A 12506-nucleotide genomic window follows, 5' to 3' on the forward strand; every position below is an offset into this window, starting at 1 on the left:
CCATGGCGGCCGCCACCTCGCAACGGTACGCGCCGTACCTGTTCATCTCCCCCTTCTACCTGCTGTACGCGCTGTTCCTCGTGGTGCCGATCGGCATCGGCGGCTACCTCAGCCTCACCGAGTGGGCCGGGCTCGGCACCCCGCTCTGGGTCGGACTGGACAACTACGCCAAGCTCTTCGGCGACGAGAGCTTCCTGCGCGCGGTCGTCAACACCGTGCTCTACGTGCTGTTCGCGGTCTGCGTCGTCGTCCCGGCCGCGCTGCTGATCGCCACCGCGCTGAACGCCCGGGGGCTGCGCGGGCGCGACCTGTTCCGCCTAACGTTCTTCGTGCCGGTCGTGCTGTCGCCGATCGTCATCGCGCTGGTGTTCACGCTGATCTACGACAGGGAGTTCGGGCTGCTGAACGCGGCCCTGCGCGGCCTGTTCGGCTGGGGCGGCATCGACTGGCTGGGCGAGCCGAGCTGGGCCAAGGTCAGCGTGATGTTCCTGGTGCTCTGGCGCTGGACCGGCTACCTGACGATCTTCTTCCTGGCCGGGCTGAAGAACATCCCGCGCGAGTTCTACGAGGCCGCCGCCATCGACGGCGCGGGCCGGCTGCGTACCTTCTCCAACGTCACGGTGCCGATGTTGCGGCCGGTCACCGCGTTCGTCGCCGTCACCGTCATGGTCGGCACGGCGCAGATCCTCGAGGAGCCGATGTTGCTGACCCGCGGCGGGCCGTCGGAGGCCACCCTGTCGGTGGCGATGTTCATCTACCGCGAGGCCTTCACCCGCCAGCAGCTCGGCTACGCGGCGGCCGCGGGCGTCGTCATGTTCGTCATCGTCTTCGCGATCGGCCGCACCGCCAACGCCGTCTTCGGGGTGGGGAGGGAACGATGACCACGCGGGCCTCCACGGGCGGAGCCGGGCGCGGCCTGCTCTACACGCTGCTCGGCGCGCTCGTCGTCCTGTTCGTGCTGCCGCTGCTGTGGGCGCTCAGCTCCTCCTTCAAGCGCAGGGGCGACATCTTCGCCTACCCGCCGCAGCCGCTGCCGTCGCCGTTCACGCTGGAGAACTACGCGCGGCTGCTGGAGACGCAGCCGTTCTTGAGCTGGTTCATGACCAGCACGGTCGTGGCCGTGGTGGCCACGGCGGCGTCGGTGTTCGTGTGCGCGCTGGCCGGCTTCGCCTTCGCCAAGTACCGCTTCCGCGGCAAGAAGCTGCTCTTCGACGTCATGTTCAGCTCGCTCGCGGTGCCGTTCGCGGTCATCGTGGTGCCGCTGTTCGTGATGCTCGTCAAAGCGGGGGTCACGAACGTGTACGTCAGTCTCATCGTGCCGTGGGTGGCGCCCGCGTTCGGCATCTTCATGATGCGCCAATACGCCGAGCAGGCCGTGCCCGACTCGGTGCTGGAGGCGGCCAGGCTGGACGGCGCCTCGGAGTTCGGCCTGTTCACGCGCGTGGTGCTGCCGCTGCTGCGCCCGGCACTGGGCGCGCTGGCCGTGTGGAGCTTCCTCAACAGCTACAACAGCTTCTTCTGGCCGCTCATCGTGGTCTCCGACCCGGAGCAGTACACGCTGCCGCTCGGCATCCAGGCGCTCTACGGCGCCGAGAGCCGCCAGGTGGATCTGGTGCTGGCCGGGTCCGTGCTCGCCGCCGTGCCAAGCCTGATCATGTTCATGTTGCTGCGCAAACAGTTGCTCGACGGCCTGACGGCAGGGGCCGTCAAGTCCTAAAGGAGACATCACATGACGACGTTGACCATTTCGCTGTGGGACTTCTCCTGGTACACCAGGACCGGTCCCGGGGAGCCGTTCGAGGACCTCGACCGGGCCTTCGCCGAGGCCGTGGAGCGCGGCTACGACACCGTGCGGATCTGCGCGATGCCCTACCTGCTGTTCGGCTCGGGCCTGGACACCTCCGCGCTCACCTTCGCCCCGTTCGGCCGGGGGTACGGCCTGCGCACCCGCTGGCACGACGTGCGCGAGACGGCCGTCATCGACGGCCGGGCCCATCTGCTCGCGCTCTTCGAGGCCGCCCGGGCGCATGGCTGCCGGGTCATCGTCTCCTCCTGGGAGTACCAGCAGAGCCCCGCCTTCCTGGCCGACCCGTCCTGGCACGAGGCGCTGCGCGCGGTGCCCGCGCAGCGGCGCGCCATGGCGCTGGCCGACGCGCTGGCCGAGCTGGTCGGCTTCCTGGCCGTGCACGGGCTGGCCGAGCGGATCGCCTTCGTCGAACTGCACAACGAGGTCCAGACGACCGCGCTCACCGAGATGCTCTCCCCGTGCGAGTCGCCCGTGCTGGGGTTGCGCCCGTACCTGGAGGAGGCGATCGCCGCGTTCAAGGCGCGCCACCCCGGCGTGCCCGTCACCGCGAACTACGCCGGTGTCCCCGTCGGCGAACTTCGGGGCGTCCCCGGCAACGTGGACGTCGCGGTGTTCCACCCCTACGTGTACGGGGTGCTGGACGAACTGGTCGACAGCTTCGCGCTGCGCGACGCGTCCGTGCCGTTCCCCCAGGAACGCGCCCGGCTGGAACTGCTGCGCCCCGACGCGCCCGACCTGGAGGACTGGGCGCCCGAGCAGGAGTGGCGGCTGGCGGCCACGATCGTGTCGCGGCGCGAGGTGTACGTCCACGACTGGTGTGATCCGGCCCGCTTCGACCGCTGGCTCTACGACCGCTACGCCACCTACCGCTACGGCATGGCCGAGAAGTTGCGCCTGTGGATCGAGACCGCCGCCGACTGGGCCGCGGAGCGGGGCCTGCCGCTGGTGCTCGGCGAGGGCTGGGTCGGCTACACGCCGCTGCACGGCATGTTCGAGGAGGGCCCCGTCGGCGCGGAGATCTGCCTGGAGGCCGTCGGCCACGCGCGCCGGGTGGCCGCCTGGGGCACGGTCGTGTGCTCGAACGCCGCCCCGCAACACCCGATGTGGGCCGACCTCGACCTGCAGCGCCGGGCCAACACGCTGTTCACCGAGGGGCGTTGATGGGACGCTTCGACGGCATGACGGCCCTGGTCACCGGGGCCGCCTCCGGCATCGGCGCGGCCACCGCCAGGCGGCTGGCCGGCGAGGGCGCCCGCGTCCTGCTCGCCGACGTGGCCGACGAACGGGGCCTGCAGACCGCCCGCGCGATCGGCGGCCACTACGCGCACTGCGACGTGGCCTCGGCCGAGGACTGGGCGGCGGTCGAGGAGGAGGTCCGCTCGCGCTTCGGCCGCCTCGACGTGTTGCACGCCAACGGCCCCGGCCGGGTCGTGCCCGCCCGTCCCGTGCACGAGATGCCGGAGGCCGACTGGGACCTGCAGGTCGACGTCTCCCTCAAGGCGGCCTACCTGGCCGCGCGCACGTTCTGCCCGCTCCTGGCCGAAACGTCGGGCGCGATGGTGATCACCTCGTCGGTGCACGCCCGGACCGGCATCCCCGGCTGCGCGCCGTACGCCGCCGCCAAGGGCGGACTGCAGTCGCTGACCAGGCAGCTCGCCGTCGAGTACGCCCCGAAGGTGCGGGTCAACGCCGTCGTCCCCGGCCCGATCATGAGCCCCGCCTGGGACGGCGTCGACCAGGAGGGCCGCGCGGCGACCGTCAGGGAGACCCCGGCGGGCCGCTTCGGCACCCCCGACGAGGTGGCCGCCGCCGTCGCCTTCCTCGCCGCGCCCGAGGCCTCGTTCATCACCGGGGCCTGCCTGAACGTCGACGGCGGCTGGAGCGTCTCCACCACCTCCTCCTAGGGAAGCGAACCGCATGAAGATCGTGTCCATGGACACCTTTCTCGTCCCTCCGCGCTGGCTGTTCCTGCGCGTGCGCACCGACGAGGGCGTCACCGGCTGGGGCGAGCCGGTCGTCGAAGGGCGGGCGGAGACCGTCAGGGCGGCCGTGGCCGAGCTGAGCGACCACCTGATCGGCGCCGATCCGTTGCGCATCGAGGACCACTGGCAGGTCCTCACCAAGGGTGGCTTCTACCGGGGCGGGCCGGTGCTGTCCAGCGCCGTCGCCGGGATCGACCAGGCGCTGTGGGACATCGCGGGCAAGTCCGCGGGGCTGCCCGTGCACGCCATGCTCGGCGGTCCGGTACGTGAGCGGGTGCGCATGTACGCCTGGATCGGCGGCGACCGGCCCACCGAGGTGGCCGAACTGGCCACGGCCCAGATCGAGGCCGGGTTCACGGCCGTCAAGATGAACGGCTCCGCCGAGCTGACCCCCATCGACACCCCGGCCCAGACCAGGGCGGTCGTGGACCGCGTCGAAGCCGTGCGCGCGGCCGTCGGCCAGGACAACGACCTGGTGGTCGACTTCCACGGACGCATGTCCACGGCCATGGCCAGACGCCTGCTGCCGCTGCTGGAGCCGTACCTGCCGCTGTTCGTGGAGGAGGCGGTGCTGCCCGAGCACTCACCGAACCTGGCCGCGCTCGCCGCCGCCACCTCGATCCCCCTGGCCACCGGCGAACGCCTGTACTCGCGCTGGGACTTCCGCGACGTCGTCGGGCACGGCATCGCCGTCGCCCAGCCCGACGTCAGCCACGCCGGCGGGATCTCGGAGGTCCGCCGGATCGCCGCGCTGGCCGAGACCTACGACGTGACGATGGCGCCGCACTGCCCGCTCGGCCCCATCTCCCTGGCCGCCAGCCTGCAACTGGCCTTCGCGATCCCGAACTTCCTCATCCAGGAGCAGAGCGTCGGCCTCCACTACAACCAGGGGGACGACCTGCTCGACTACCTCGTCGACCCAGGACCGCTGACGTTCACCGGCGGCCACGCCGCGCGCACCACCCGTCCGGGGCTCGGCATCGAGATCGACGAGGCCGAGGTGGAGCGGGCGGCGCGACGCGGCCACCGGTGGCGCAGCCCGCTCTGGCGGCACGCCGACGGCTCGTTCGCCGAATGGTGAGCGCTCAGCAGGCCGAGTCGGTCTGGGTGAGCAGGGCCACCTCGGCCTCGGCCCGGATCGCGCCCGCGAGGTCCTGGACGGACAGCCTTCCGGTACGCGGGTCGCCGGTGACCAGCACGGGCTCGCCCGCGAAGACCGGGCGGCGGAACCGGTACGTCATCGAGACGACGGGACGGCCGGGGGCGTGGCGGCGGGGGAGCTCGGCCATCAGGACGGCGAGCAGCGGGCCGTGCACGATCAGGCCGGGGTGTCCCTCGACGTCCCTGACGTAGTCCTGGTCGTAGTGGATGCGGTGGGTGTTGGCGGTCAGGGCGCTGAAGCGGAACAGCAGCCGCGTGTCGGCGGTCACGTCGATCCGCCATTCACCGGCGCCGCCTTGGATGGACGCCTGTCCTGGGCCGTCCGGGGAGACGGGGGCCGGGGTGGTCAGGTGTGAGCGGTAGACCAGGTCCTGCTCCTCCACCAGGCGCAACTCGTCGTCCTGCCGGTACTCGGTGCGTACCGTGACGAACAGCAACTCGCCGCTCCTGCCCTTCTTGGCCGTGGCCCCGGCCAGCGAGGCGGTCCTGACCGCAGGGCGTCCGAGAAGCAGCGGGGCGTGGACCCGCAGCCGCCCACCGGCGAACATCCTGCGCCGCCCCGGCACCGGCGGCAGGAAGTCGCCCTCCGCCGGGTGCCCGTCCTCGGCCAGCTCCGACTGCGCGGGCCAGTCCAGGAAGTACAGCCAGTGCCACAGCGGCGCAAGCGCGGCCCCGGGCTCGGCGACGACCTCCGGCCGATCCAGCGTGCGAGCCAGGGCCCGCACCGGCGCGGGTCCCATGTCGTCCACGCGGACCTCCGGCGCGGGCCGCCAGTCGCGTACGTGGTCGGCCAGCGACATCACATCACCTCGATCTCGGTCGTCATCCCACCACGCCGTCCGCTCGCAGGGCGGCGACCTCGCCGGGCGTCAGTGACAGGAGCTCGGCCAGCACCTCCGCGTTGTGTTCGCCGAGTTCGGGCGCGGGCGCGGGTGGGACCCGCAGGTCGTCGAGCACCAGTGGGGAACCCGGCGCCAGGTGCGGCCCGACGCCGGGCTGGCTGAGCTCGGCCATCAGGGGCTGGGCCCGCAGGAGTGCCGCCCCGTCCGCCGCCAGTTCCTCGAAGGCGCGGTACGGCGACCACAACACCGACGTGCCCGCGAACGTCTCCTCCAGGTCGGAGAGTGTCCGCCCGGCGAACCACGGTACGAGCAGCCCGCCCAGCGCCTCCCTGTGGGCGAACCGGTCGGACTCGCGGCGGAAGTCGGCGGGCAGCGCCTGTTCCAGCGCGGACACCACCCGCGCCAGCCCGGTCGCCGCCACCAGGTCGCGCCAGTGCCGCTCACCGAGGACCACGACCATGACGCGCCGGCCGTCGGCGGTGCCGAAATCGCGGCCGAAATCGCCGTACAGGTCGTTGCCGATGCGCGGGCGTCCTGTGGTGCTGAGCTGGGCTTCGGCGAGGAAGCCGAGGTTGCCCGCGGTGGCCAGGGCCACGTCGTGCAGCGCCACCTCCATCCGGCGTCCCCGCCCCGTCGCGGTCCGCTGCCGGTCGGCCGCGAGCAGGCCGATCGCCAGGTAGAGCCCGCAGGCCACGTCCCATGTCGGCACCACATGGTTGATGGGGCCGTCGTGATGGGCGGGGCCGGTCACGAGCGGGAAGCCCACTTCGGCGTTGACCGTGTAGTCGACGGCGGTGCGCCCGTCGTGGTGGCCGAGGAGCCGCGCGTAGACGAGATCGGCTCGCCGCTCCCGCAGCTCCTCGTACGTCAGCCCCGGGCGCGGTGGCGCGTTGGTGACGACGGTGCCCGCCGCCGTGACGAGGGCGGCGACCAGGTCGCGGCCCCGGTCGGAGCGCAGGTTCACGGTGACCGAGCGCTTGCCCTTGTTCAGGCCGGCCCAGTAGAGGCTGCGGCCGGAGGGGGCGAGCGGCCAGCGGCGCGCGTCGGGGCCGCCGCCGACCGGATCCACGCGGACGACGTCGGCGCCGAGCTGGGCCAGCGTCATCCCGCCGAGGGGCGCGGCGACGAAACTCGACAGCTCGATCACCCGCATCCCGGACAGCGGGCCCGGATGCTCCTCCGCCACGACCACCTCCGGCCGCCATCGTAAACCGGCCCAAACGAAGCCGTTCCCCGAAGCCCGTCGGGTTCCGACCAGCCGGACGATGGGCCGTTCCAGCGGGACGACGGGCCGTTTCTTTCGGTCAGCGGGCGATGCTGACCGGGGCGAGCCAGATCCCGACGATCGCGTCGATCAGTCCGACCGCCGTGGCCTCCCAGGTCGGCCGGGCCGTGGCGCCGCCCTCGTGCAGGGCTCGCTCGCGTTCGGCCAGCACGTGCACGATGAGCAGGCGGCTCATGGCGCCCCGCTCCTTGCGCACCTCCTCGGGCAGGCTGGGCACCAGGCGGAACATCCCGTCGAGGTTGGCCCGCATGGACGGCGTCGCCACGACCTCTTCGATGACCGTCTGCCGCAGCGCGGGTTCGGTGTTGACCTGGGCGAGGAAGCGGGCGTGCCAGGTGGGCCCGCCCTGGGCGGCGAGGCGGTCGGTGGCGGGGCGCACCAGGCACGACACCCATTCGCGCAGGTCGGGGGAGCCGACGATCTCCGCCAGCATCTCGGTGCGCCGCTGCTCCGTCTCGGAGGCGTGCCGGCGCACGATCGCGCGGACGAGGTCGGCCTTGGTGCCGAAGTGGTAGCCGACGGCGAAGTGGTTGCCCTGCCCGGCCGCCTCGCTGATCTGCCGGTTGGAGACCTCTCCGACCCCGTGCTCGGCGAACAGGCGCTCGGCCGCGTCGAGGATCGCCTGGCGCGTCTCGCGCGCCTGTTCGGCCTTGCTGGGCATGGTCACCACCTTACGGGGACCTGCTGGAGGCCGCCGACGATGAGCCCTTCGCGCTGCTTGAGCTCGCCGGCGGGCACGGCCAGCTCCAGCGTGGGCAGCCGGTCGAGCAGGACCTTGAGCACGGTCTGCAGTTCGGTGCGGGCCAGTGACTGGCCGATGCAGGAGTGGGGGCCGACGCCGAAGGCCAGGTGGGTGTTGGGGGAGCGGGTCAGGTCCATGTCGGCGGCGTGGTCGAAGGCGCGTTCGTCGCGGTTGGCCGAGGCCATGCTGCACACCACGGTCGTGCCCGCGGGCAGTTTGGTGTCGGCGACCTCGACCTCTTCGCTCAGGTAGCGGGGCATGCCGAAGCCGGGGTTGGCGTCGTAACGCAGCGACTCCTCGACCGCGGGCCGGATGAGGGATCGGTCGGCGAGCAGGCGCTCCCAGCGGGTGCGGTCGGCCAGCAGCATGGCGACCATCTTGCCGATCATGTTGGAGGTCGTCTCGTGACCGGCGACCAGCAGGCCCTTGGACGTCAGCAGCAACATCTCCTCGGTCAGCCGCCCGTCGAGCGAGCCGACGATCTCGATCAGTTCGCTGATCATGTCGTCGCCCGGCTCGGCGCGTTTGGCCGCGACGTGGCCGCGCAGGTACTCGGCGAACTCCTCCTGGGCGGCGTCGATCTCCCGCTGGGTGTACTTGGTCATGCTGAGCATGGTGTCGGACCAGTAGGCGAACCTGTCGCGGTCGGAGTCGGGCACGCCGAGCAGATCGCAGATCACCCACACCGGCAGCGGGAAGCCCACGCTGCTCACCAGGTTGGCGGGCGCGCCCCGCTCGACCATCTCCTCCACCAGGTGTTCGGTCATGGCCTCGATCCGCGGCTGCATCGCCGAGACGCGCTTGGCGGTGAACGACTTGCCGATGAGCTGCCGCCAGGCCCGGTGGTTGTCGCCGCTCATGTTCGGGCTGGAGGTGGAGAAGACGCCCCCGGACTCGTTGGCGGTCACCTTGGCGGCGTCGTCGGCGTCGAGCCTGCGGGTGAAGCGGGGGTCGGACAGCACCTGCTTGACATCGGCGTACCGGGTCAGGAGCAGTGCCTGGTCGCCGCTGGCCAGCCGGATCGGCGCCACGGGACACCCGTCGCGCATCGACGCCCACTGCTGCGGCGGCTCCAGGGCGCTGGGGTTGGAGAAGGGATAATCCGGAATCTGCTCGACGCTCATGTCGCCTCCCGAGTTGCGGACGCCCACAGTTAAGTTGATGCACCTATTTAAGTCAATCGACTCATCAATGCGAGGGTTTGCGACCGCCGTGCGAGCGGTATGTCCGCTACGTAGAGGTACGAGCTGGATACGGGGCGCTCATCCTCTACGTGGGCCAAGAAGGGGGGCTTGGGCCGATGACCACTGCGACGGCTCTGGACGAGGTGCACATTCTGTGGACCTCAGAGGGCATGAGTTGCGACGGCGACACCGTCTCGATCACCGCGGCCACACTGCCGAGCCTTGAGGACGTCCTGCTCGGTCTGGTGCCCGGGCTGCCCAAGGTGCATCTGCACAACAAGGTCCTGGCGGCCGAGGTCGGCGACGCCTTCATGGCCGCCTTCCACCAGGCCGCCCGCGACGAGCTGGGCCCGTTCATCCTGGTGGTCGAGGGTTCGATCCCGAACGAGCAGATCAACGGCGAGGGCTACTGGACGTCGATGGGCAACGACCCGGCGACCGGCGAGCCCATCACCGTCAACGAGTGGATCGACCGGCTCGCGCACAAGGCGTGGGCCGTCGTCGCGATCGGCACCTGCGCGGCCTACGGCGGCATCCACGCCATGGCCGGCAACGCGACCGGCTGCATGGGCCTGACGGACTACCTGGGCCGCGACTTCCGCTCGGCCGGCGGCCTGCCCATCGTGAACGTGCCCGGCTGCCCCGTGCAGCCCGACAACTTCATGGAGACGCTGACCTGGCTGCTCTACCAGGCGGCCGGCACGGCCCCGACCATCCCGCTCGACGAGATGTTCCGGCCGACCTGGCTGTTCGGCAAGACCGTGCACGAGGGCTGCGACCGGGCCGGCTACTACGAGCAGGGCGACTTCGCCCACGACTACAACTCGCCCAAGTGCCTGGTGCGGGTCGGCTGCTGGGGCCCGGTCGTCAACTGCAACGTCACCAAGCGCGGCTGGATGGACGGCGTCGGCGGCTGCCCCAACGTGGGCGGCGTCTGCATCGCCTGCACGATGCCCGGCTTCCCCGACAAGTTCATGCCGTTCATGGACGAACCGCCCGGTGCGGCGGTGTCGGTGGGGCTCAGCGGTTCGTACGGCGCGCTGATCCGCAAACTTCGCCAGATCACCAACAAAGCGGCCAATCGGGAGCCGAAGTGGCGCCACAACCGCGCCAAGCTGACCAGCGGGTACGACCCGCGCTGGGGAAACGGTTGACATGACGACTCGCACGGCCGCAAAGGGAAAGCGGACAGAGCAGGCCAGCCAACTGGTCGAGATGTCCTGGGACCCGATCACCAGGATCATCGGCAACCTGGGCATCTACACCAAGATCGACTTCAAGAACCGCAGGGTCGCCGAGTGCAAGAGCACCTCGTCGCTGTTCCGCGGCTACAGCGTGTTCATGAAGGGCAAGGATCCGCGCGACGCGCACTTCATCACCAGCCGGATCTGCGGCATCTGCGGTGACAACCACGCGGTCTGCTCGATCTACGCCCAGAACATGGCCTACGGCGTCAAGCCGCCGCCTCTCGCCGAGTGGATCATCAACCTGGGCGAGGCGGCCGAGTACATGTTCGACCACACGCTCTTCCAGGACAACCTGGTCTTCGTCGACTACTGCGAGCAGATGGTCAAGGAGACCAACCCCAGCCTGCTGCGCCAGGCGGAGACCACCCTGGCGCCCAACTCCGCGGTCCACGGCTTTCGGACGATCGCCGACATCATGCGCGCGTTCAACCCGTTCACCGGGGAGGTCTACCGGGAGGCGCTGCAGGTCAGCAGGGTCACCAGGGAGATGTGCTGCCTGATGGAGGGCCGCCACGTGCACCCCTCGACGCTCTACCCGGGCGGCGTGGGCACCGTGGCGACCCCGCAGGTGTTCACCGACTACCTGGTGCGGCTGCTGAAGGTGCTCGACTTCGTCAAGAAGGCCGTCCCGATGAACGACGACCTGTTCGACTTCTTCTACGAGGCACTGCCCGGCTACGAGGAGGTCGGCCGCAGGCGCGTGATGCTCGGCTGCTGGGGAGCCTTCCAGGACCCGGCGGTGGTCGACTACGACTACCGGCACATGAACGAGTGGGGCAGGAAGATGTTCGTCACGCCCGGCATCGTCCTGGACGGCGAGTTGCTGACGACGAACCTGGTCGACATCAACCTCGGTATCAGGATCCTGCTCGGCAGCTCCTACTACGACGACTGGCAGGACGAGCGCACCTTCGTCACCCACGACCCGCTCGGCAATCCGGTCGACAAGCGCCACCCGTGGAACCAGACCACGCTGCCGCACCCGCAGAAGCGCGACCTGGAGGGCGGCAACTACAGCTGGGTCATGAGCCCCCGCTGGCACGACGCCCGCACCGGCGACCACCTGGCCCTCGACACCGGCGGCGGGCCGCTGGCCCGGCTGTGGTCCACGGCCCTGGCCGGCCTCGTCGACACCGGCACGGTGCGCGCCACCGGCGACGGCGTGGAGATCAACCTGCCCAAGAGCGCGGCCCTGCCCGAGACGCGGCTGAAGTGGAAGGTGCCGCGCTGGGCCAACACCATCGAGCGCAACAGGGCCCGCGCCTACTTCGTGGCCTACGCGGCGGCGATGGCCGTGTACTTCGTCGAGCAGGCGATGGGCGAGGTGCGGGCCGGCCGCACGCAGGTGTTCAGCGACTTCGACGTGCCGGAAGAGGCGATCGGCTGCGGCTTCCACGAGGCGGTGCGCGGGGTGCTGTCCCACCACATGGTGATCAGGGACGGCAAGATCGCGAACTACCACCCGTACCCGCCGACGCCATGGAACGCCAGCCCGCGCGACGTCCACGGGACGCCGGGGCCGTACGAGGACGCGGTCCAGGACCTGCCGATCTTCGAGGAGAACGGGCCCGAGTCGTTCAAGGGCATCGACATCATGCGCACGGTGCGCAGCTTCGACCCGTGCCTGCCGTGCGGCGTGCACATGTACCTCGGAGGCGGCAAGGTGCTGCAGCAGGTCCACTCGCCCACGTTCGGCGCCGCGGGCTAGGCGGCGGTGAACGCGCGCATCGACAGGATCGAGGCCCTGCTCGCCGAGGCCGATCCGGCCGCGGTCGAACTCGTCCAGGAGCTGCTCGCCCTGTACGGGGAGGGCCTGGGGCGGATCATGGCGACGGTGGGGGAGGCGGAGGCCACCGGGCTGGCCGCCGACGAGCTGGTCTCCTCGCTGCTCCTGCTGCACGACCTGCACCCGCTGGACACCCGCGCCCGCGTCCGGTCGGCCCTGGCCGGCACCTCGGCCGCCGTGGTGGCGATCGAGGACGACCTGGTACGCCTGCGCGTGCCGCCCACCGGCTGCGCCTCCTCCGCCGCCGCGGCCACGACGGCGCTGCGGGAGGCCGTGCTCGACGCGGCGCCGGAGATCGCCCGGGTCGAGATCGACCAGACACCCGTGATCCCGGTCGAGAGCCTGGTCGTCCGGCGCGGCAGCGAGGCCCCATGAGCGAGCTTGTCGAGGTCATCAGTAAGCAGGGAAACATGGGCCCGACGAAGGAGGGTTCATGAGCGAGCTTGTCGAGGTCATCAGTCAGCAGGGAA

General features: G+C 70.8%; 12 protein-coding genes. 8 read left to right on the top strand and 4 right to left on the bottom strand.

Annotation, left to right across the window (positions count from 1 at the left end):
• The first annotated feature begins 2 nt into the window (after positions 1-2).
• The 5 genes from ACFOY2_RS03305 to dgoD are packed head-to-tail and all read left to right on the top strand — an operon-like array spanning position 3 to position 4870.
• Entirely contained in the window at positions 3-881 is an 879-nt protein-coding gene (locus ACFOY2_RS03305) for a carbohydrate ABC transporter permease (RefSeq protein ID WP_379526448.1), read from the top strand.
• Positions 878-1717 (top strand): carbohydrate ABC transporter permease, encoded by an 840-nt coding sequence (locus ACFOY2_RS03310; protein WP_379526389.1) that lies wholly within the window; start codon positions 878-880, stop codon positions 1715-1717. Before ACFOY2_RS03305 ends, ACFOY2_RS03310 begins: the two co-directional genes overlap by 4 nt.
• Before the next feature lie 12 nt (positions 1718-1729).
• The gene (locus ACFOY2_RS03315) at positions 1730-2968 is read left to right on the top strand and encodes a cellulase-like family protein (RefSeq protein ID WP_379526390.1); all 1239 of its coding nucleotides are present in this window, start codon (positions 1730-1732) and stop codon (positions 2966-2968) included.
• A complete protein-coding gene (locus ACFOY2_RS03320; RefSeq protein ID WP_379526391.1) occupies positions 2968-3711 on the top strand; it encodes an SDR family NAD(P)-dependent oxidoreductase in 744 nt (247 codons plus the stop codon). The genes ACFOY2_RS03315 and ACFOY2_RS03320 overlap by 1 nt, the downstream gene beginning before the upstream one ends.
• Positions 3712-3724: 13 nt before the next feature.
• Positions 3725-4870 (top strand): galactonate dehydratase, encoded by a 1146-nt coding sequence (gene dgoD, locus ACFOY2_RS03325; protein ID WP_379526392.1) that lies wholly within the window; start codon positions 3725-3727, stop codon positions 4868-4870.
• A 4-nt stretch (positions 4871-4874) separates the two neighbouring features.
• Here the strand turns inward: dgoD and ACFOY2_RS03330 are convergent, their stop codons facing one another.
• The 4 genes from ACFOY2_RS03330 to ACFOY2_RS03345 form a co-directional block, all read right to left on the bottom strand.
• The gene (locus ACFOY2_RS03330; RefSeq protein ID WP_379526393.1) at positions 4875-5750 is read right to left on the bottom strand and encodes a hypothetical protein; all 876 of its coding nucleotides are present in this window, start codon (positions 5748-5750) and stop codon (positions 4875-4877) included.
• A 22-nt stretch (positions 5751-5772) separates the two neighbouring features.
• Positions 5773-6978 (bottom strand): CoA transferase, encoded by a 1206-nt coding sequence (locus tag ACFOY2_RS03335; RefSeq protein ID WP_379526394.1) that lies wholly within the window; start codon positions 6976-6978, stop codon positions 5773-5775.
• A 118-nt stretch (positions 6979-7096) separates the two neighbouring features.
• The gene (locus ACFOY2_RS03340) at positions 7097-7738 is read right to left on the bottom strand and encodes a TetR family transcriptional regulator (protein ID WP_379526395.1); all 642 of its coding nucleotides are present in this window, start codon (positions 7736-7738) and stop codon (positions 7097-7099) included.
• 2 nt (positions 7739-7740) lie between these two features.
• Positions 7741-8943 carry a cytochrome P450 gene (locus ACFOY2_RS03345; protein ID WP_379526396.1) on the bottom strand — a complete coding sequence of 401 codons (1203 nt, stop codon included), beginning with the start codon at positions 8941-8943 and terminating at the stop codon, positions 7741-7743.
• A gap of 176 nt (positions 8944-9119) precedes the next feature.
• Between ACFOY2_RS03345 and ACFOY2_RS03350 the strand changes: the two genes are divergently transcribed.
• Genes ACFOY2_RS03350 through ACFOY2_RS03360 form a run of 3 tightly spaced genes read left to right on the top strand, consistent with a single transcriptional unit; the run spans position 9120 to position 12411 of the window.
• Complete coding sequence (locus tag ACFOY2_RS03350; protein WP_379526397.1) at positions 9120-10157, top strand: NADH-quinone oxidoreductase subunit B family protein; 1038 nt, start codon at positions 9120-9122, stop codon at positions 10155-10157.
• A gap of 1 nt (position 10158) precedes the next feature.
• Positions 10159-11958 carry a nickel-dependent hydrogenase large subunit gene (locus ACFOY2_RS03355; RefSeq protein WP_379526398.1) on the top strand — a complete coding sequence of 600 codons (1800 nt, stop codon included), beginning with the start codon at positions 10159-10161 and terminating at the stop codon, positions 11956-11958.
• 6 nt (positions 11959-11964) lie between these two features.
• Positions 11965-12411 carry a hypothetical protein gene (locus ACFOY2_RS03360; RefSeq protein WP_379526399.1) on the top strand — a complete coding sequence of 149 codons (447 nt, stop codon included), beginning with the start codon at positions 11965-11967 and terminating at the stop codon, positions 12409-12411.
• Positions 12412-12506: the final 95 nt, after the last annotated feature.

Source organism: Nonomuraea purpurea (assembly GCF_042650645.1).
Lineage (GTDB): Bacteria > Actinomycetota > Actinomycetes > Streptosporangiales > Streptosporangiaceae > Nonomuraea > Nonomuraea purpurea.

What these genes read in the sequence shown, in the direction of transcription:
- ACFOY2_RS03305 (WP_379526448.1), top strand. Translation starts at nt 3, where the DNA reads ATGGCGGCCGCCACCTCGCAACGGTACGCGCCGTACCTGTTCATCTCC.
- ACFOY2_RS03310 (WP_379526389.1), top strand. Translation starts at nt 878, where the DNA reads ATGACCACGCGGGCCTCCACGGGCGGAGCCGGGCGCGGCCTGCTCTAC.
- ACFOY2_RS03315 (WP_379526390.1), top strand. Translation starts at nt 1,730, where the DNA reads ATGACGACGTTGACCATTTCGCTGTGGGACTTCTCCTGGTACACCAGG.
- ACFOY2_RS03320 (WP_379526391.1), top strand. Translation starts at nt 2,968, where the DNA reads ATGGGACGCTTCGACGGCATGACGGCCCTGGTCACCGGGGCCGCCTCC.
- dgoD (WP_379526392.1), top strand. Translation starts at nt 3,725, where the DNA reads ATGAAGATCGTGTCCATGGACACCTTTCTCGTCCCTCCGCGCTGGCTG.
- ACFOY2_RS03330 (WP_379526393.1), bottom strand. Translation starts at nt 5,750, where the DNA reads ATGTCGCTGGCCGACCACGTACGCGACTGGCGGCCCGCGCCGGAGGTC.
- ACFOY2_RS03340 (WP_379526395.1), bottom strand. Translation starts at nt 7,738, where the DNA reads ATGCCCAGCAAGGCCGAACAGGCGCGCGAGACGCGCCAGGCGATCCTC.
- ACFOY2_RS03345 (WP_379526396.1), bottom strand. Translation starts at nt 8,943, where the DNA reads ATGAGCGTCGAGCAGATTCCGGATTATCCCTTCTCCAACCCCAGCGCC.
- ACFOY2_RS03350 (WP_379526397.1), top strand. Translation starts at nt 9,120, where the DNA reads ATGACCACTGCGACGGCTCTGGACGAGGTGCACATTCTGTGGACCTCA.
- ACFOY2_RS03355 (WP_379526398.1), top strand. Translation starts at nt 10,159, where the DNA reads ATGACGACTCGCACGGCCGCAAAGGGAAAGCGGACAGAGCAGGCCAGC.